The organism is Hydrotalea sp. AMD (assembly GCF_004100315.1).
Lineage (GTDB): Bacteria > Bacteroidota > Bacteroidia > Chitinophagales > Chitinophagaceae > Hydrotalea > Hydrotalea flava.
This window is the reverse complement of the sequence record NZ_SCKY01000034.1, coordinates 1-16,746: the sequence shown is the minus strand read 5'-3', so window position 1 is coordinate 16,746 and position 16,746 is coordinate 1. Positions and strand designations below refer to the sequence as shown.

General features: G+C 44.6%; 22 protein-coding genes. 13 read left to right on the top strand and 9 right to left on the bottom strand.

Annotated elements, in window-relative coordinates; translation table 11 throughout:
* The 4 genes from EO766_RS16640 to EO766_RS16625 form a co-directional block, all read right to left on the bottom strand.
* The coding region (locus EO766_RS16640; protein WP_287101579.1) for a recombinase family protein at positions 1-460 on the bottom strand (460 nt) is incomplete at its 3' end.
* Entirely contained in the window at positions 448-876 is a 429-nt protein-coding gene (locus tag EO766_RS16635; protein ID WP_287101578.1) for a DUF29 domain-containing protein, read from the bottom strand. The genes EO766_RS16640 and EO766_RS16635, both read right to left, overlap by 13 nt.
* Positions 877-1,003: 127 nt before the next feature.
* The gene (locus EO766_RS16630) at positions 1,004-1,306 is read right to left on the bottom strand and encodes a hypothetical protein (protein WP_287101576.1); all 303 of its coding nucleotides are present in this window, start codon (positions 1,304-1,306) and stop codon (positions 1,004-1,006) included.
* 35 nt (positions 1,307-1,341) lie between these two features.
* Entirely contained in the window at positions 1,342-2,286 is a 945-nt protein-coding gene (locus EO766_RS16625; protein WP_287101574.1) for a DNA-binding protein, read from the bottom strand.
* Between the two features lie 548 nt (positions 2,287-2,834).
* Between EO766_RS16625 and EO766_RS16620 the strand changes: the two genes are divergently transcribed.
* Together EO766_RS16620 and EO766_RS16615 are read left to right on the top strand one after the other, a co-directional pair.
* Positions 2,835-3,461, top strand: coding sequence for a nucleotide-binding protein (locus EO766_RS16620; RefSeq protein WP_287101572.1), 627 nt, complete (start codon positions 2,835-2,837; stop codon positions 3,459-3,461).
* A complete protein-coding gene (locus EO766_RS16615; RefSeq protein ID WP_287101571.1) occupies positions 3,458-3,727 on the top strand; it encodes a hypothetical protein in 270 nt (89 codons plus the stop codon). Before EO766_RS16620 ends, EO766_RS16615 begins: the two co-directional genes overlap by 4 nt.
* 48 nt (positions 3,728-3,775) lie before the next feature.
* Here EO766_RS16615 and EO766_RS16610 read toward each other — a convergent pair whose 3' ends face one another.
* On the bottom strand, positions 3,776-4,567 hold the full coding sequence (locus EO766_RS16610; RefSeq protein ID WP_287101569.1) for a replication initiation protein: 792 nt from the start codon (positions 4,565-4,567) through the stop codon (positions 3,776-3,778).
* Positions 4,568-5,038: 471 nt separating this feature from the next.
* On the opposite strand from EO766_RS16610, the gene EO766_RS16605 reads away from it, so the two are divergent.
* From EO766_RS16605 to EO766_RS16590, 4 genes are all read left to right on the top strand, one after another.
* Positions 5,039-5,329 (top strand): hypothetical protein, encoded by a 291-nt coding sequence (locus EO766_RS16605; RefSeq protein WP_287101568.1) that lies wholly within the window; start codon positions 5,039-5,041, stop codon positions 5,327-5,329.
* 328 nt (positions 5,330-5,657) lie between these two features.
* On the top strand, positions 5,658-5,885 hold the full coding sequence (relB, locus tag EO766_RS16600) for a type II toxin-antitoxin system RelB family antitoxin (protein WP_287101566.1): 228 nt from the start codon (positions 5,658-5,660) through the stop codon (positions 5,883-5,885).
* Positions 5,869-6,138 carry a type II toxin-antitoxin system RelE family toxin gene (locus EO766_RS16595; RefSeq protein ID WP_287101564.1) on the top strand — a complete coding sequence of 90 codons (270 nt, stop codon included), beginning with the start codon at positions 5,869-5,871 and terminating at the stop codon, positions 6,136-6,138. Before relB ends, EO766_RS16595 begins: the two co-directional genes overlap by 17 nt.
* Entirely contained in the window at positions 6,135-6,902 is a 768-nt protein-coding gene (locus EO766_RS16590; RefSeq protein ID WP_287101563.1) for a hypothetical protein, read from the top strand. Before EO766_RS16595 ends, EO766_RS16590 begins: the two co-directional genes overlap by 4 nt.
* 190 nt (positions 6,903-7,092) lie before the next feature.
* Here EO766_RS16590 and EO766_RS16585 read toward each other — a convergent pair whose 3' ends face one another.
* Positions 7,093-7,857 carry a hypothetical protein gene (locus EO766_RS16585; protein WP_287101560.1) on the bottom strand — a complete coding sequence of 255 codons (765 nt, stop codon included), beginning with the start codon at positions 7,855-7,857 and terminating at the stop codon, positions 7,093-7,095.
* A 193-nt stretch (positions 7,858-8,050) separates the two neighbouring features.
* On the opposite strand from EO766_RS16585, the gene EO766_RS16580 reads away from it, so the two are divergent.
* The 5 genes from EO766_RS16580 to EO766_RS16565 are packed head-to-tail and all read left to right on the top strand — an operon-like array spanning position 8,051 to position 11,180.
* Positions 8,051-8,308, top strand: a complete 258-nt coding sequence (locus tag EO766_RS16580; protein WP_287101558.1) for a hypothetical protein — start codon at positions 8,051-8,053, stop codon at positions 8,306-8,308.
* Entirely contained in the window at positions 8,298-9,113 is an 816-nt protein-coding gene (gene trbJ / locus EO766_RS16575) for a P-type conjugative transfer protein TrbJ (RefSeq protein ID WP_287101557.1), read from the top strand. The genes EO766_RS16580 and trbJ overlap by 11 nt, the downstream gene beginning before the upstream one ends.
* Positions 9,114-9,119: 6 nt before the next feature.
* Positions 9,120-9,341: an entry exclusion lipoprotein TrbK gene (gene trbK, locus EO766_RS18480; RefSeq protein WP_353744845.1), complete on the top strand. Its 222-nt coding sequence runs from the start codon at positions 9,120-9,122 to the stop codon at positions 9,339-9,341.
* Between the two features lie 5 nt (positions 9,342-9,346).
* Positions 9,347-10,849, top strand: a complete 1,503-nt coding sequence (gene trbL / locus EO766_RS16570) for a P-type conjugative transfer protein TrbL (RefSeq protein ID WP_287101556.1) — start codon at positions 9,347-9,349, stop codon at positions 10,847-10,849.
* 13 nt (positions 10,850-10,862) lie between these two features.
* Positions 10,863-11,180: a hypothetical protein gene (locus EO766_RS16565; RefSeq protein WP_287101554.1), complete on the top strand. Its 318-nt coding sequence runs from the start codon at positions 10,863-10,865 to the stop codon at positions 11,178-11,180.
* Positions 11,181-11,463: 283 nt separating this feature from the next.
* Here EO766_RS16565 and EO766_RS16560 read toward each other — a convergent pair whose 3' ends face one another.
* Positions 11,464-11,817, bottom strand: coding sequence for a hypothetical protein (locus tag EO766_RS16560; RefSeq protein WP_287101552.1), 354 nt, complete (start codon positions 11,815-11,817; stop codon positions 11,464-11,466).
* Between the two features lie 187 nt (positions 11,818-12,004).
* On the opposite strand from EO766_RS16560, the gene EO766_RS16555 reads away from it, so the two are divergent.
* Together EO766_RS16555 and EO766_RS16550 are read left to right on the top strand one after the other, a co-directional pair.
* Entirely contained in the window at positions 12,005-12,487 is a 483-nt protein-coding gene (locus tag EO766_RS16555; RefSeq protein WP_287101551.1) for a plasmid mobilization protein, read from the top strand.
* Entirely contained in the window at positions 12,477-15,182 is a 2,706-nt protein-coding gene (locus EO766_RS16550) for an LPD7 domain-containing protein (protein WP_287101550.1), read from the top strand. Before EO766_RS16555 ends, EO766_RS16550 begins: the two co-directional genes overlap by 11 nt.
* Before the next feature lie 644 nt (positions 15,183-15,826).
* On the opposite strand, the gene EO766_RS16545 is transcribed toward EO766_RS16550, so the two are convergent.
* Together EO766_RS16545 and EO766_RS16540 are read right to left on the bottom strand one after the other, a co-directional pair.
* A complete protein-coding gene (locus EO766_RS16545; RefSeq protein WP_287101548.1) occupies positions 15,827-16,315 on the bottom strand; it encodes a hypothetical protein in 489 nt (162 codons plus the stop codon).
* Positions 16,316-16,509: 194 nt separating this feature from the next.
* Positions 16,510-16,746: helix-turn-helix domain-containing protein (locus EO766_RS16540; RefSeq protein ID WP_287101547.1), on the bottom strand; the 237-nt coding region annotated here is incomplete at its 5' end.

Below are 16,746 nucleotides of genomic sequence, written 5' to 3'. Positions count from 1 at the left end.
TCTTACCGGTATCAACCGCCTTCTTACGGCCTCGATACACGCCTTTAGCTTTGGCCGCTAAAATCCCTTCCCTTTGGCGTTCCTTTCTCAAATTTGTCTCAAACTCAGCAAACACCCCAAGCATGTCAAAAAATGCTTTACCTGCCGCAGAACTGGTATCAATCTGCTGCTCAATGGCCTTTAACGCTACACCACGGTTATTGAGGTCTAAGGCAATATCTTGTAAGTCTTTAATGTTGCGGGCCAGTCGATCAACGCGAGTAACAACCAGCGCATCCCCTGGCCGCAAAAACGCTAACAATACATCCAACTCAGTACGCCCGTTCCTGGTCGTGCCAGAAGCCTTCTCTGCCCGGATCACATCGCAACCGGCCTGACGCAAGGCGTTTTCTTGCACAGAATAATCCTGATCGGCGCTGGATACCCGCGCATAGCCATACAGTGCCATTATTCCGGCCAAAACTCAGGATTTATAACCAGCTCAATGCTCCAGGGGCAAGACTCGGGGAAGCAATCAAGTCCGGTTTCCTTTACAGCAAGACTGACGGCATCAGACCACACCAATTCCCACCAATCCGATTGAGCAAGATCGGTTTTAAGGCTTGGGGTTTCTTTCAAACAGCCTGCAATACCTTTTCTTTGTTCCTTGATTGTCCGTTGCCAGCTTTTGCTCCGAAAGCCGTCCTGATATTGCCATTTCAGAAGATGGGCCAACAATACAGCCATCCGGCTTCTAAGTTCTCTACGTTCGCTTTTACCCACGTCTTCAATCTCATCGGCCAAGTGTTCAAGGTCGAGCATATCGAACCGCCCAGCGCGAATAAACGCCGCCTGCTCGTTTGCCCATGCGATTACATCAGTTTCGTATCTTTGCATCGATTAATGCCCTCATGTGTAACAATAGGGTTTAAGACCCTTGCAAGTGAACAGTGTAACATACAAAAAACAAACCCTATTGTTACACCAAAAATGTAACATCCAAACCGTTGCAATAGGGTATACCCTATTGCAATTCCAGTCGGCCATCTTTGAATCTGTACCCTTCCAATAATTCACGTTTATCCACATCAACGACCACCATTGCGAACTCGCCGCCATCCATCAATATTCGCTCGACATGAGCCTTCACTGCTGAGAGCGTTTTCCAAAAATGGATTGATTTAGCGTATCCATAAAATTCGCCATTATCGCAAGGCACACTTTTGGTAAATCGAAACCGCCAGCCATCCGCTCCCTTAAAACAGGCAACATCGATATTATTGTGAAAATGCTCAAAATGGCCTGCATGAAATTTACGTTTCCACATATCTATCCCCTTGGAGATTTTAGCCGCTAAAATATTTAATCCTTTTTAGGCTTTTCAGTTTTCGCCAATTGTTGATTTCCAATAGCCTGCATCAATTGCTCCGCCTGGGTTTTCATGGCCTCCAATTGTCCATTAAGCTTGGCAACCTCTTCGCGGGCCTTACCTGCTTCGTTTTTGGCGCTATCTCTTTCCCCTTCGATTTTTATCAACTTATCGGCAGAACGCTGAATTTCAGATGCCGCCCTTTTACGCTCTTCTTTGTGTGACTCTTCGGCTGCTTCTGCTTTGGCCTGAACCTTAGTCAATTCAGTTTTTAGTTGATCGCGTTCAACAATAAGATTTTGCTGGGCCTGAACCTGTTCAGTCAATTTCGTTTGCAATTGCTTCATGTCGGCCATGTGTTGATCGGCGGCAGCCTTAGCGGCTTTCTCGGCGGACTCCAACCGTTCACGCAATGTTGCCAATTCAACAGCCTGAGCCTGACTCACAGCTTGCGATTCACTAAGCCGTTTTTCCAATTCCACAACCCTGCTCTGCTCATCGGCCAGCATAGCCTCCAACTCATCAACTGCTTGTGAAGCGTCCGCTAGTTCCCGCTCCGCCTGGGCTTGTTGTTCGCCAGCTGCGCGCAGAACATCAGCAACCCGACGCTCTTGGGCTTTAACGGCCTTGTCGTTTAGATCGACGGTCAAGGCATTGATCTTTTCCGTTAACGATTTGGTCAGGTTTGCCAATGTTTCAGCTACCTCTACCGGCAGTTCGGCAACTGGTTCGGCATTTGTTACCGACTGGCTTACATTGTGCCTATCCCATACATCCTTTAGTCTTTTCGGATCGCCACCCCCAACAACTTTGCGCAATGCAAAACCCGTTACGTTGCGATTCGCCTTAATCAAAGTAGCGCCTGCTGCAATGATCTGCTCATCCGTAATGTCAGCAGGGCGACCAATAAGGGGGATGGTATCAATATGTTCTTGCATGACCGGCTCCATAAATTTGACTATGGGTATAGTCTAACACAAAAGAAAGAAAGTAACAAATAAAGAAAAAAAGAAAGAAACAAAGTAACTTGATTTTTACTGAGGATGCCAAGCCCGTGAGTTGGCGCTTTGGTCTACGCTCCTGCTTTATGGGTATCCTCAGGTATACCTAGAAAAGTTTATAGCTATCTTGATAGCAAGATAGCTATATAGTTATATTTTGATTTTAAAAATCAAAATAATCCTTAATGAAGTCATAAAGTATTTTTAAAAAACTTAAGACAGCAGTTAGTGCTTTTAGATATTTCATGATTTATCTCCTGATAATTGTTTTGGCGAAATGCCGTTTGTATTTATTCGTTTTGCAGCCGGGTGTGTTTAAAACAACGTGAAGAATGTAGCGCGGCATTTTGGTCGGCTTTTTTCATGTTTTCCGGATTTGAAAGCGATGTGATGGAGAAAAATACGGATGACATGTTGTATTTGTTATAAATATAGCTATAATGATAGCTATATTGTTATGTATATAGCTATTATCAGGAGTATTTATGATTTATTCGGTCGTGAACACCAAAGGTGGCGTGGGTAAAACTACGACCGCAGTACACTTGGCTACCATGCTGGCAAAATTAGGCAAAACCCTTCTAATTGATGGCGATCCGCAAGCCAGTGCCGCAAGTTGGGCCGCGTGGAGACGGGATACGCAGTACGATCCTAGCCCAACTACTACCTGTCTAGCGGGTAAGGCCATCCTTACCGAAGGCAAGCAGCTTGCGGCTGGATTTGAGCACGTAGTTGTAGATGCCGGTGGTAGAGACTCGGCTGGTTTACGCTCAGCGCTGCTTTTATCCCAACGCGCAATCATCCCGATTGGAGCCAGTAACCTAGACGCTGCGGCCATGACAGATTTGATGACAGTTGTTGAATTAGCTCGTGATTACAATCCCGATCTCGATGTGCGAGTGCTTTTGACTCGTGTCGATCCACGGACTAAAGACGCCGCAGAAATGTTGGATTTTCTAAACGAACAAAAATTAGCGGTTTTATCGACAAAAGTATGTGAGCGCGTTGCGTTTCGGCGAGCCATAGGAGAAGGTGCCATTGTGCAGGAGCTTGGAAAAGACCAAGCTGCTATTGCTGAAATGGAGTCGTTTTTTAAGGAGGTGTTAGCATGAAGAAAAAGCCTGATCTTGATGCATTTCTTGGAGGCGGAGCCGCTGATATTGCTGATCGTACTGAGTTGGCACAACAAGGTACAGCGACGAAGCAAGCGACCGGTGTAAAAGTGCATCGTGAGCAAAAGGTATTTCGTTTGCCTCTCGATTTGATTAATGTCTTGAAAAAGGAAGCGTATGAGCGCTCTATTGCCAGCGGTGGACGAGTGACTGAAACGGAACTTGTTGAGCAAGCATTGAGAGAATTTTTTAAAATAAAGTTATAGCTATCTATAATGATAGCTATCATGCTATATATTTTATGGTGGCCTAACTTACTCGAATGGCAATGATGTTTGTGGATTACGACTGAATGTGAAACGCAACGACGTAACTTTTCGGCCCGCCTTAATTGGGTGCCACTGGATTAACCAACCGTCCTTTTCGACTAGCTCTTTTACCGCTGGTTCTATGATCTTACGCCGGATGGCAGCAAAATTCTCTTGCTGCTTCTCTGTGGCATCCATTGAGGCGGAAAAGTCTTCGATAGTATATTCCGCCCAGCCCGTTGATTTAAACCGCGATAGCAGCTCTAAAAGACGCCAAGAATATGCCGACCGTAGAGCACTGGCCTGTTGCAGCTGGTATTTAGTGAACTGCCTTTTTAGACCCGTTAAATGCGGCAATAACTTTGGCCACCAAGACAACTCTACCCAGCCCTCTCCTTTCTGATAATGCACTTGACCAACCCAGCGCATCGTTACTTTTGTTGGCAATAATTCTTTACCGCCTCGCTTGTGAGCGGGCTCATAAAATGTGATAGATCGATTATAAAGATGTTTGGCCGCATCTTGCAGTGCTTCGTAAGCCGTGTGAAGCTCCACCTGAAACACTTCGGCATATTCATCAGCCGTAATACGAGTCGTCGGCACTTCACCTGGTTTAAGAGGCCTGAGGCTATCCAATTTGGATACTGCGCAAGCAACAAGACGTTTTTCAGCCAAGGTAAGGCCGTGACCAGCTCTGGTTAATGCATTTGTCATGCTAATCCACCTTTCCCCAACTGGACGCTCTAAATCACACGCATCGTACTTATCGGCGCTACTTAATACCTTTGCCTTTCTCATATGTGCCATTTTCCGAGTTATTGAGCCTAGAAAAATTATAGGCACATTTCGCTAATTATGCCCTAATTTTTATTAGGCACAGTTGTGAGTAGCGCTCGGAAAAAGGCACATTCCACTCGGAAAAAGGCACATTTCACTCGGAAAAAGGCACATTTCACTCGGAAAAAGGCACAATAAACATGTATAACAAATTGATTTTAAAAGAATATTCAACCGCATAAACAAGTATATAAACAAGATAAAAACTATTAAAAACGCAAACGCCCTGTGGACAACTTATTTTCAAGTCAAAATCTTGCCTACTAATTCAATCATTAAGCCTTACGACAACCATTAAATTCAAAATCAGCGGTCATATTGCCAATATTCTCTAAGTTCAATGATAGACCATAGACAGATATGACTATGTTTATCGGAAAAAGGCACATTTAAAAAACATAAATCATTGTTTTTTATTTTGTTTTTTAGAAAATGGCGGGAAATTTGTTGCTTTTCACCGGCGATCAAAGCGAGATGATTGTTGCTTTAACCTGCCATTATCTGGCTAAGCTATTGTTTTTAGGGTTCCATCATTGGCGGGAAAGTTGTTGCTTTTCGGAAGCCAAGCAAGCGGGAAAAATGTTGCTTTTAACTGCTTTAGATCACCTAACTTTCAGCAGAAAAGCTGATCCCGCCGCCTCGGTAAACGGCATTAAATGGCAAGCAGGAACAATGTTGCTTTTGAAATCGGAAGCAGAGGGGACAGGGAACACCAAAAAATAATACGGATGTTTACGATCTGCTACCTGTAGCGGCCCGATTACATAAATCGCCTGAACCGATTACATCCGTTTTTTGAGACCACATTAGCTGAGAATATCGGAGCGTTCTGACCCAGATTAAGTGAGAATGGACCCACTTTAATTGAGAACAGCCCGATAACATCGGCCAGGAACCACATTAACTGAAAATGGCGAAAACATATCGGTACGGCCTTGCTACCTGAGTTTTAAAAAACCTTCATTTTATCGAACGAGGATGGCGTTCTCATTGCTTGCGTATGCCAATAGAAAGAGCGATACTTGTATCGCATCTTAACAAAGGAGGCTTTATGGCTCTCTCAATCCGACTCCCTGGCGATGTGGAAACCAGATTGCAAAATTTGGCTGCTCTTACAGGCCGCAGCAAAACATTTTATGTAACCGAAGCCATTATCGAACACTTGGATGACCTCGAAGATTTGTACCTGGCAGAACAACGTCTAATCGATATTCGAGCCGGTAAATCGCAAACGGTGCCACTTGAGGAAGTGATGAAGCGCTATGGCATGGAAGGTTGAACTAGACCCTGCCGCAGAGCGGGAACTGAGCAAACTCGACCGGCAAGTCGCAAGGCGAATCTTGGCCTTCTTACATGGCCGTGTGGCTGTTTTAGACGATCCACGTAGCATCGGGGAAGCCCTCAAAGGTTCAAAGCTTGGCGAGTTCTGGAAGTATCGAGTTGGCGATTACCGCATCATTAGCCGGATCGAGGACGGTGCTTTGTGTGTCCTGGTTGTGAAAATTGGCAACCGACGAGAGGTGTACCGTTGAAAAATATAGCCGGGAATAACGTATCCATTTTTTTATACCGCTTTGACTTACTCGGTAATGGCATCGATTTTGTTTTGAACGAGGCCATTGCCGAAGATATGTACCCGGATATTGCCGAGAAAATGAAACCGCTTGTTCACGCCTGTTGCGAAACGCTTTTGCGGTACCGGCACTTAAGCGTGAGTAACATCATCATGGATGGCAACATTCTGGTTACGGGCGAATTTGAAGTTATGTTGAGCCAGGGGCTTGGCCGACATTTTCCAGATATTGAAAAGCAGCAATTATTCCAGGACGCTAAAAAGGTCGCCGATCTTCTGACAGAGGTGATGGACAGAAGATCAAATGATTTTGACGAGGGAAAACAATGGACTCCTTCGCCGGCAGAGCACACGAAAAACCATGAAAAAGTAAAGAAAGGACTTGAGCAGCTTGGCAGGAAAAAACGCCAACGAGCACAATTGCAATGGCTCGCAGATGGATTATTAGTCCGGCCCGGATTAAGACAATTACGTCCTGAGGATTTACCGTCCGGTGTCACTACATCCAGTGGATATGACCATAGAGGGATTTGTTATGTCTTCGAGCATCAGAAACTTGGAGAACTAGGGAGAATTGTAATGATCAAGGCTGGTGAACAAGAAATGTTAATGCAGGCCGATTTATACATAGGACAAGAAAACCCGGAATCCGCTATTGCCAAGAAGAGAAGGGCAATATTTGAAGAAGTGGTTGCAACTATCCACGCCTGCTTTAATTTGTAAGCATCAAAAGGTGTGGTGTACGCCGTTCTCAATTAATTTGGTTCCTGGCCGATGTTATCGGGCTGTTATCAATTAATCTGGGCTCATTCTCATTTAATGCTGGTCAGAACGCTCCGATATTCTCATCTAATGTGGTCCCGAAAAACGGATGTAATCGGTTCAGGCGATTTATATTATCGGGCCGCTACAGCTACCGTTCAGACACCCAAGCCAAACGGTCGCCCAATACCTCCCATCGGCTTTTTGAATCGATCCGCTCTAGCGGAATTTCAAGGTTTTGGATAACGCCATAAATAGCAGATTGGATACGATCAAAGCCCACTATCTCATTCAATTTGTGGCATACATTTATATCAGCCAAACAGGCCACAATGCTTTGATAAAGCCCTGCGCCATCTGCATTGATACGCGTCAGCGCATTGATATGATGATAGAGCCTAAAAAGAGCTATACCCTCAGATAAATGGCGAATTGTTAATGGTTCCCCATAGTGTTGGGCCAAAAGCAAATTAGCTTCAAATTCCGCTATTACAGTATCCAACGTCCTTTCATTCTTGAGTTCATCCTTTATTACAGTCCAAATTCGATCATCAATTTCAGGACCATCATCACAGTAACGAGTTCTACATAGAGGCCACAAATTCACCGGATCAGACCAAAGCGCCGTCCACAAGTCGGCTGGGCCTTGTTCGTAAAAACGCCTGGCATCCGGTATCAGGCGTTCTAACAGATCAAGCTGTTCGCCTTTTAATGACACCTGTCCACTGAAATTTCTTGACCACTTGCCCGATGCAGCCGTACTTGCACGGTTGAAGGTGTTTTGTTTGCCATCGAACCACTTGGCAAACTGATACGCATTTTTCACGCCGACAATAGATGCCAAATGGCGCATTAAAGCGACCGTTCTAATAATCCCTTCATTTCGTTCTGAAAATGTTTGAGGTACACGACACATAACTTAAAACCAAAAATGATTTTTCAAAGAATATAGTCCTTTTTTTGCGCAGAATCCATTAGTTTTTATTATTTTTTGGCGTTTTACGATTTAACTACTGTAACGGAATGACTTTGGTTTTACATATGAATTTTCTGGAAAAAAGCAAATAATCGCCTTGCAACCTTTACTAAAAACTTAAGCAAACTTAACCGTGGATAATTTGCAATATTTGCTCGATAAGTACGGGCTTGTTTTGACGCTTCGACAAGTGGCAGAGGTATTAAGTCGGAAACCGGATGGATTGCGTCAAGCTCTTGTTAAGAAAGAGCGTTGGGTAATTCCTCTTAATGAAAGCAAACGATATATCGGTAATAAACTTTATTTTCCGGTTGAAATCGTGGCCGAATTGCTAAACGGAAGCGATAAACGAGATTCTGAGAACGACGATTCACAACATAATGACGATTAAGGAGATTTTTTCTATGAAAAGAAGCCAAAAAATTTTAGCCGCTAAAATTTTTCATGCGGTGATCTTGGCGGGATCGATCTATGGCAATACTGCAAATGCCGGTATTCCTGTTATCGATGGAACAAACCTGTCCGAAAACGTAATTTCGGCGATGGAGGATGTTGCACAAACAATTAAACAGGTAGAGCAGTACGCCACACAAGTCCAGCAGTATGAAACGCAGATTCAACAATATGAAAACATGCTGCAAAACACCATGCAGCCTGCCCAAAATATTTGGCAATCAGCAAATAGCACCATGAACAAGCTAACGGGTATGACGAATACCATTAGCAACTTGGAATCAAAATATGGAAACCTTCAAGGCTACATTAGTAAATTCCAGAGCACTGGAAATTATCAGCAAAACCCCTGTTATAACGGTACTGGCTGCTCTCAATCTCAAATGGATAATTTGTTAAACAGTCAAACAGCCGCATCACAAGCGCAAATTGATGCCGATGCCGCATCTTTAGAAAGTCTTCAACAACAACAAATTAACCTGCAAAACGATGCCGCAAACCTGGAGCAATTGCAAAGCGCGGCACAGGGCGCAACCGGACAAATGCAAGCGCTTGGTTATGCCAATCAGCTTGCCAGTGCGCAAAGCAACCAGTTAATGCAAATTCGCTCACTGTTGATAGCCCAGCAAAACGTATTAACGACCAGAGCGCAGGCACAAGCGGATTTAGAAGCACGGCAAGCGGCGGCGGGCGCTCAGTTTAGACGTGGTAATTTTGTTCCAAGCCCTGTTATCAATTGGTGATTGATTATGAAAAAAGCAATTTTGATTATGTCTTTTCTCGTGCTTTTATCCGGATGTACTGATGACAAAACAAACCAAATAAGCCAAAGTGTTATCCCAGAAGCCAATGACGAAAATTGCACTGATGCCGTTTTCAATACTATTAAAAACAAATTAGAACGAGATGCCTTCAAAAGTGCATGTTTTCACCGATCTAAGTTTGTTCCGAGTCCAAAGGTTCAATGGTAATCAATATGGAAAAAATATTATTCAAACGGTGCTTTTCAATATTATTGTTATATTTTTCTTTTTTTTATTCGTCTGATATTTTTGCCGCTATTGATAGCTCTGGCATATTGGATGATGTGATGAATACCTTCAAATCGAAGGCATCGGCTTGGCAGACAGTAATAACCGCAAAGGCTAATTTCCTATTTTGGTCGCTGGCCACCATTTCAATGGTCTGGACGTTTGGGATGTTGCACCTTAAAAACGCCGGTATCGGCGAGTTTTTTGGGGAGTTTTCCAAATTTACAATATCTTTGGGTTTTTTCAATTGGTTATTGTTGAATGGCCCACAGATGGCGACCGCTATACTAGATTCAATGAAGCAAATAGGAGCTTCTGCATCCGGTAATGGTGGCATCGCTTCGCCATCAACTATTGTAGATATAGGATTTAGTATATTTTACACAATTACTAATAATGACCTTGGCCCAATAGATAGTGTGATAGGGTTTGTACTCGGACTTATTATTTTAGTTGTTGTGTCGTTGATTGGCGTTAATTTCCTTATTTTATATGTTTCAGGTTGGATACTAGCATATGCAGGAGTTTTTGTTTTAGGCTTTGGCGGCTCTCGATGGACTTCAGATATTGCAATAAGTTATTACAAAACGGCCCTAAATATTGGTGTACAAATGTTAGCCATGTTGTTAATTGTGGGTATCGGTTCAGACATTATAAATGATTATTTTTCGCGGATGAGCCAAGGATCTTCTATGGCCGTTAATGAAATGGCGGTAATTATGATTGTCGCTATTGTGTTGCTACAGCTGACGAATAAAATCCCACCGCTAATTGGCGGCCTAGTGATGGGCGGCGGCACTCATGCACTCGGCCAAGGTTTTGGTACGGCACATGCAATGGCCGCAATGAGTGCGGCCGCATCAGCTTTCACCGCAGGCGCATCAATGCTTACATCGGCAGGCGCAAACGCCATAGGTGGAGGCCAAGCACTTAAAGCGGCGTTTGAAAAGCAGGCCGAATACGACGCTATCATTGGCGGTGGTAGCGCGGCGGCCATGTCACTGGCACCTGATTATAATAGCGGTAGCGGAAGCGGCGGAAAAACGCAGGCCGGGCAAAGTAGTCCATTTTCCGACTTTATGGGCCATACCAATTCAAACTCATCATCATTGACGGGGACAGGTGCTCAATCGTCATTATCGAAAAATTCCGGGCAAGTTAAACCGGGTGGTTCTGTTGTTTCCACACTGACAAAGGGAGCGGTCGGCGTAATCGGCGACAAAATTCAATCGCGAGTGAATCAGTCCGCAGCGGGTCAATTAACTGCCGCCATCAAAAATATGGAAGTACCTACACAGGCAGAACCTGCATTCGGCGAAAACAGCTTATCAGGGCCAACCACTGAACCCACAAGCGCAACCGGCGGGTCATCAGAAAATGAAATAAATTACGCCGAGGAAGTCGCTGAATTTGTAAATAGCCAACCCAACCGATCCTATGACGAATAATCGGAGAATTTCAATGACTGCATACGAACACCAAATTCCCGCATGTTTAGCTGTTATCGGCGGCCTCTTAGCGCTGCTTGAAGGCGATCAGACATGCAAGCCCAGCCAGGAATTGCAAAAAGCTGTTTATCTCATGATTGAGGTTAATGTCCTGGTGTCCTGCCAGATCGATGGCGGCCCGAAGCCATCAATAGCGGATATTTTGAAGTTTCGGCAACAATTCGAGGAATTGCGGTCAACCCTTCTGAGAAAGGAGGCCGCAGGGCGTGGCTTCCGGATTTTTCTTAATGACTTTTTATCTAAAATCTTCATTCCGGCGCATACCCTGTAACCGTTTGCCCCGGTTGGCGCGGGGCTGTATAGCCCTGCCGCCCACTGCCCCTAGAAAATCTTTTTAGCAATTTCTTTTCTAAATTCCTCGTCGTGCTGCATTCGATTTAATGCCGCCACCATTCTGGATACCATCGGTAATCCAGATTTTTGTTTAATCGATTCATTATGGTCGGATCGATTCTGTAGTGTCTTATTTTCTATTAAGGCATTATTTACTATATCTTGTCTATAATTCATAAAAATATTAAAGTTGTTTTGCTGTGTAAATTTACATGAATTTATTAAACTAAATCTTCTTTTTTTAGATTTGCGCTATATGTAAATCCACCTATAGTGCTTGTATTTGTATTTGTATTTGTTTGCGCCATGGTAATTGTTTCAACTTTTTTTGGCGTTGATACATCCGTACCTGTTTTCTGTTCTTTTTTAATTCGTTTATAACAGCCAATAAACGTGGAGTATTTAATATCTATTCCACCTTTATTGTTTACGGTTTCATGAATATCGGCCAACGTAATTCCCTTCCTCATGGCGTTTTCCACATAAGGCATAAGTTCCCGGACGACACTCATCTTCGATCGCTTTCCGGTGGTTTCAATCAGTTCCTTAAGTGCAAGGATTGCTTCATTGCTCATGACTCAGCCTCAAGTAGCCTAAACGTATCTATTTTGTGTCAATTTTACAATAAAAATGGATAAATTTATATCTAGATAAAATCTATTTTGAATGATATTGAATCCTAAATTTGTCCAAATTGTATCTTTAATGCGCCCTTAGAATTGTATTGTGCAATACAATTCTAAAAAATCAGGCACGTTAGATATGTTTACATTTCGCTACGCGAAACATAAAATATCCCGTGCCCAAAGGGTGACCCTTTGGAAACCCAATCGACCGCGCTACGCGCCCAACACACCCCAGGAGGCCGAAGCCATGACAGAGCCAGAACCACCAAAACGCAAAAAGGCCTCACTGACAAAACCGGTCAGTTTCCGCCTGTCTGAAACCGATCACGCCGCCTACATGGAAAAGGTCGAATTGTCCGGCCTGAAACCGTCCGAGTTTTTCCGCGACTGCGTTTTGCAAAACAAAACCCAAGTGATTGCCCGCGAAAAAAACAGCCAGGAGCGCGACCGTTTAATTTACCTATTCAACAAAGCATCCAACAATGTCAACCAGCTAGCCCGCCGAGCGAACACCGATTATCTAGCCGGTAAGATTTCGGAAAACACCTATGCCGGTATTCGTTCAGAGTTGCACGAATTAACGCATTATCTAAAAGCGGTTATCGGTAATGTTGATTAGAATAACCGGCGCTAGTGCCGGTATTGCCGAATATTTACAAAACGGCCATAAGTCAGACCGAGAATATACCCGCGACGAATTAGACGAGCGAATCATATTAGACGGCGATTTAGAATTAACCGACACCATTATTAACGATATGCAAAAAGAAGGCGACCGATATTTGCATATTACGTTAGCGTTTAAAGAGGATTATTTAGATCGAGAAACATTAGATAATATTGTCGGCGAATTCAAATCATTCGCCATGAGCGCCTACGATGACGACGAATATAATTTTTATGCAGAAGCCCATTTGCCTAAATTAAAATCGTATGCCAACCGAAAAACCGGCGAGTTGGTCGAGCGCAAGCCGCATATTCATATTGTCATCCCTAAACAAAATTTGTTATCCGGCACAAGCATTGATCCTCTTTATAAACCGTTTCTTAATAAGACGACACAATTAACCGAAGTAACGCCAGACCAATACAAATGGATTGAAGCCTTTCAAGAAACGATTAACGCCAAATATGGATTAGCTAGCCCGAAGGATAACCGGCGAACTGAATTCACCAATGAAAGCGAAATGATTAGCCGGTATAAAGGCGATATATTTCAAGGCCAGGCCAAAGTGCTAAAAGAGCGTGTTTTATCCGATGTATTAGATCGAAATATCACGGATTACAACGTATTTACTCAATTGCTTTCTGAATACGGCGCAACCCGGACACGAAACCAAGGCGGCGAAAACGAATATCTGAATGTAAAACCGAGCGACAACGGGAAAGGCATCAACCTAAAAGATTACGTTTTTAGTCGGGCCTTCATCGAAATGACCGCAGACGAAAAGAGCCAGGTCTTGACCACCCAGGCGCGGCAGCATTACGAAGCGCAACAGCCATCACGGCCAGCAGCGCCGGAGCTGGCCGCCACATTGGCCGAATGGCACGAAGTCCGCGCCCGCGAACTGAAATATATCAACAGCGGCAGTCGGAAACTGTACGCCGAATACAAGGCCGCCGACCGTTCTGGAAAAATTGAAATTCTGAACGCCAGGGCCGAACGATTTATGCAAAAACATCGAGGAGAATCTGAACATGACCGAAACGACCCCAGCCGACTTATTGCCGATATTAACGCGAATCTCGGAGCAGCAAGCCACAATCTCGAATCAGCTGGCCAGCGTCTTGGACATACTGACGAAGCCCGCCGAAACTTCGCTGATCGACGAAATCGAGCAGTTATTAAAGCCCTTGGCGAACGACTTGGCCACGATCAAACAGAAGATCGGCCATTAGCGGAACCGCAGCCGCGCGACCGGCGCGACGTGGATAACGTCATAGGCCAGATGGTGGCCGAAGATCGAGAGCTCAAGGCCGAGGCGAAGGCGGCCAGCTTGTCCGAGTTTACCCAAATCAAGCGTGAATTGGACGCCAGCCACCTTTTAGAGCGTCTGAGCCAAACACATGGCGTGATTCCGGACAAATACGAAATCAGCAAAGGCAAAGACGGTGGCGACCGCATCCGGGCGGGCAATCGAAACTTGAACGTATCCGATTTTTTAACCCAGGAACTGCGATTGTCATTCAGCGAGGCCGCGCCGATCTTGCGGAAGGCCTACGCCGAGCAGCTGGCACAGCAGCCGATTGAACAGCAGAAACCACCCGAACCGCGCATCGATCTTTGGCAGGCCTACAAGGACACCCAGCCGGATCGAGCCAAACAACGCGCAGCGGATTGGGCTGCACAACGGGCAAGCGAAGGCGAACGCCGCGCCGCGATCCGGAAAGCCTATCAGGCTGAACGTCTAGCCATTAAGGCAGACAAGAACAGAACCGCCGCGCAGCGTAAAGCCGCTTTGTCGATTACCCGGATGCAACGTATCCAGGCTGACGCCCTATTGCGCGAACAGATCAAAACTGAGCGCATACAGCACAATACCGCATCGAGTGATGAATACCGCAACGGCTACCGTAACTGGTTGGCCGAACTTGCTCAGACCGGCCACCAAGCCGCATTGGCAGAACTGCGGCGAATGCAGCGGAAGAAAAAATCGGGGATCCACGGCCAGGAGATCCACGCTGGAGCCGGTCAACAGAATCAGGGTGAAACCGAAACCGCACCGTTTTTGAATTCACTCGACCTAACCTATCATGTACACAAGGACGGCGCCGTTACCTATCGGCGCGGAGATACCGAAATTTTGCGCGATGAAGGCCACGCCGTTAAAGTATTACGGAGCGAGGACAACAACATCGAAACCAGTTTGAGATTGGCCCAGGCTAAATTTGGAAACACGTTGACGGTACACGGCACCGACGAATTTAAGGCCAACGCCGCCCGCGTGGCCGCCGAAAAAGGGTTGCGTGTGTCGTTCACCGATCCAAAATTAAACGAACTGATGACGGCCAGGAAAGTGGAAATTGCCCAGGAGCGCGAAAAGGTGGCGCAGCCGACCGTTACACCAAAACCGCCCCGCGTGTTTAACAGCATCGAACCCAATACCGAGCGTAGTCTTTATGTTGGTCTTGTGGTGAGTATCGATAAAAAATTCGTGTACCAGGCGCACGGCAACGACTTTATCAGGCACGACCGTAGCCGGTTTGAATCGCTTCCGGAGCTAGAAGAAAAAATTCGGATTGAATACAGCCGCGGTCAGATGAAAGTCGAGTTATCCAACCGCGGCACTAGGACGAGAGGTCCAAAACTGTAATCAGTTAACGTAACAGTAGCCATCTGATATTCTTTTCATCTCTTACAACAAACTCATTAAATCCTGTACGGCCTGCCGTAAAGACTTCAATGGTTTATCCGATTCATACTGGTTGATAATTTTTAGTAATATAGGAAACGCCGACATATCCCTACATTCTGAATAACCAGAATTAAAAAAATATTTATTTGGCGTATATTCCAATGTTGCATTTTTTAAGTACGACTCAAGCTGCCTAGCAATAACTCGATTTGATACCTGTAGGTGATTAATAAAGTTGGATACCGGAATCTGTCTTAACCCGCATTCGGCCTTGTCAAAAAATTGAGGTTATAAAATAAATATGGATACTAAATTTCGCGTAGGTGATTTTGTGACAATTTCATCTGTTCATCGTCAGCACGGCTATAACATCAAGATAAACAAGGGCCGTATCGCAAAGGTTATCGAGATCGAGACAAAAAAAGTGAGGCTACACCTTCAAAATGGCTCGACTGCGCGGATACTGCCGAAATATCTTGAACCATATGTTAGGGATGAATTTGATTTCGAGGACTTAAATTTAAAGTTGCGGCCAATAAGAAAGTGTCAAGTAAAGACCTAGTTTCCAACTTTATTACATGGTATCCAACTTTATTATTCTCCTACAATACCGGCAATGCACAACTTTTATCAACATCAAGCATTTCAACAACCGTCATAGGGGGCTCAACAAAAGAGAAAGCGCGTTTAACCCAACAATTAGACTCGCCTATTTTTAATTGGCTATTATCGGCAAGGACTAATAAATAGACTACTGACTGAGGAATCAAAGATGGCGCATAAACACTAGTAGGAACTCTTTTATTATAAATCTTGAGTAAATACGATACAAATGGAAAGCAACCAGGATATCTTGCGATATATTTGTCAATGCTACGATTAAGTTTAGTTTCACCTATGGCGTTAATTAGCCAAAACAGGCGTAATCGGTCAACCTCTCCATCTAACACAACCCTATATTTCTGGCTCAACTCACCATAATCTATATCTTCAAAGTAATAGTCCTGATAAACACCAGTTGTCAAATTCCACGGCGTAAAACTATTATCGGCAGACCATTGCGCTTGTCTGATGACATGATTTAATGACATATAGACAATCCATAATACAGTAGTAAATACCCTCGCCGCGCTCGGCGCTTTATGATTCGACTCGCCCTATTAATCGCCTCGACTTCATTGGAAAACCATTCTTCTCTGACGGTTCCGGGTGATGTGGATCGAATAAAAGCGCCGCTTGTTGAACGATTCATCAGTACATACTAAATAAGCACGATTCCACATTATTAGTTATCCTCGCTTAAGTCACTAAACACTCGATAAACCGTAGTCCGGCTAATACCAAGCTGTTTGGCGATTTCACTTGGCCCTAAGCCATTTTCCCGCAATTCCTTGATCTTACCGGTATCAACCGCCTTCTTACGGCCTCGATACACGCCTTTAGCTTTGGCCGCTAAAATCCCTTCCCTTTGGCGTTCCTTTCTCAAATTTGTCTCAAACTCAGCAAACACCCCAAGCATGTC

Bases quoted from the DNA above. Each gene is read 5' to 3' on its own strand.
- EO766_RS16635 (WP_287101578.1), bottom strand. From the start codon at position 876: ATGCAAAGATACGAAACTGATGTAATCGCATGGGCAAACGAGCAGGCG.
- EO766_RS16630 (WP_287101576.1), bottom strand. From the start codon at position 1,306: ATGTGGAAACGTAAATTTCATGCAGGCCATTTTGAGCATTTTCACAAT.
- EO766_RS16625 (WP_287101574.1), bottom strand. From the start codon at position 2,286: ATGCAAGAACATATTGATACCATCCCCCTTATTGGTCGCCCTGCTGAC.
- EO766_RS16620 (WP_287101572.1), top strand. From the start codon at position 2,835: ATGATTTATTCGGTCGTGAACACCAAAGGTGGCGTGGGTAAAACTACG.
- EO766_RS16615 (WP_287101571.1), top strand. From the start codon at position 3,458: ATGAAGAAAAAGCCTGATCTTGATGCATTTCTTGGAGGCGGAGCCGCT.
- EO766_RS16610 (WP_287101569.1), bottom strand. From the start codon at position 4,567: ATGAGAAAGGCAAAGGTATTAAGTAGCGCCGATAAGTACGATGCGTGT.
- EO766_RS16605 (WP_287101568.1), top strand. From the start codon at position 5,039: ATGGCGGGAAATTTGTTGCTTTTCACCGGCGATCAAAGCGAGATGATT.
- relB (WP_287101566.1), top strand. From the start codon at position 5,658: ATGGCTCTCTCAATCCGACTCCCTGGCGATGTGGAAACCAGATTGCAA.
- EO766_RS16595 (WP_287101564.1), top strand. From the start codon at position 5,869: ATGGCATGGAAGGTTGAACTAGACCCTGCCGCAGAGCGGGAACTGAGC.
- EO766_RS16585 (WP_287101560.1), bottom strand. From the start codon at position 7,857: ATGTGTCGTGTACCTCAAACATTTTCAGAACGAAATGAAGGGATTATT.
- trbJ (WP_287101557.1), top strand. From the start codon at position 8,298: ATGACGATTAAGGAGATTTTTTCTATGAAAAGAAGCCAAAAAATTTTA.
- trbK (WP_353744845.1), top strand. From the start codon at position 9,120: ATGAAAAAAGCAATTTTGATTATGTCTTTTCTCGTGCTTTTATCCGGA.
- trbL (WP_287101556.1), top strand. From the start codon at position 9,347: ATGGAAAAAATATTATTCAAACGGTGCTTTTCAATATTATTGTTATAT.
- EO766_RS16565 (WP_287101554.1), top strand. From the start codon at position 10,863: ATGACTGCATACGAACACCAAATTCCCGCATGTTTAGCTGTTATCGGC.
- EO766_RS16560 (WP_287101552.1), bottom strand. From the start codon at position 11,817: ATGAGCAATGAAGCAATCCTTGCACTTAAGGAACTGATTGAAACCACC.
- EO766_RS16555 (WP_287101551.1), top strand. From the start codon at position 12,005: ATGTTTACATTTCGCTACGCGAAACATAAAATATCCCGTGCCCAAAGG.
- EO766_RS16550 (WP_287101550.1), top strand. From the start codon at position 12,477: ATGTTGATTAGAATAACCGGCGCTAGTGCCGGTATTGCCGAATATTTA.
- EO766_RS16545 (WP_287101548.1), bottom strand. From the start codon at position 16,315: ATGTCATTAAATCATGTCATCAGACAAGCGCAATGGTCTGCCGATAAT.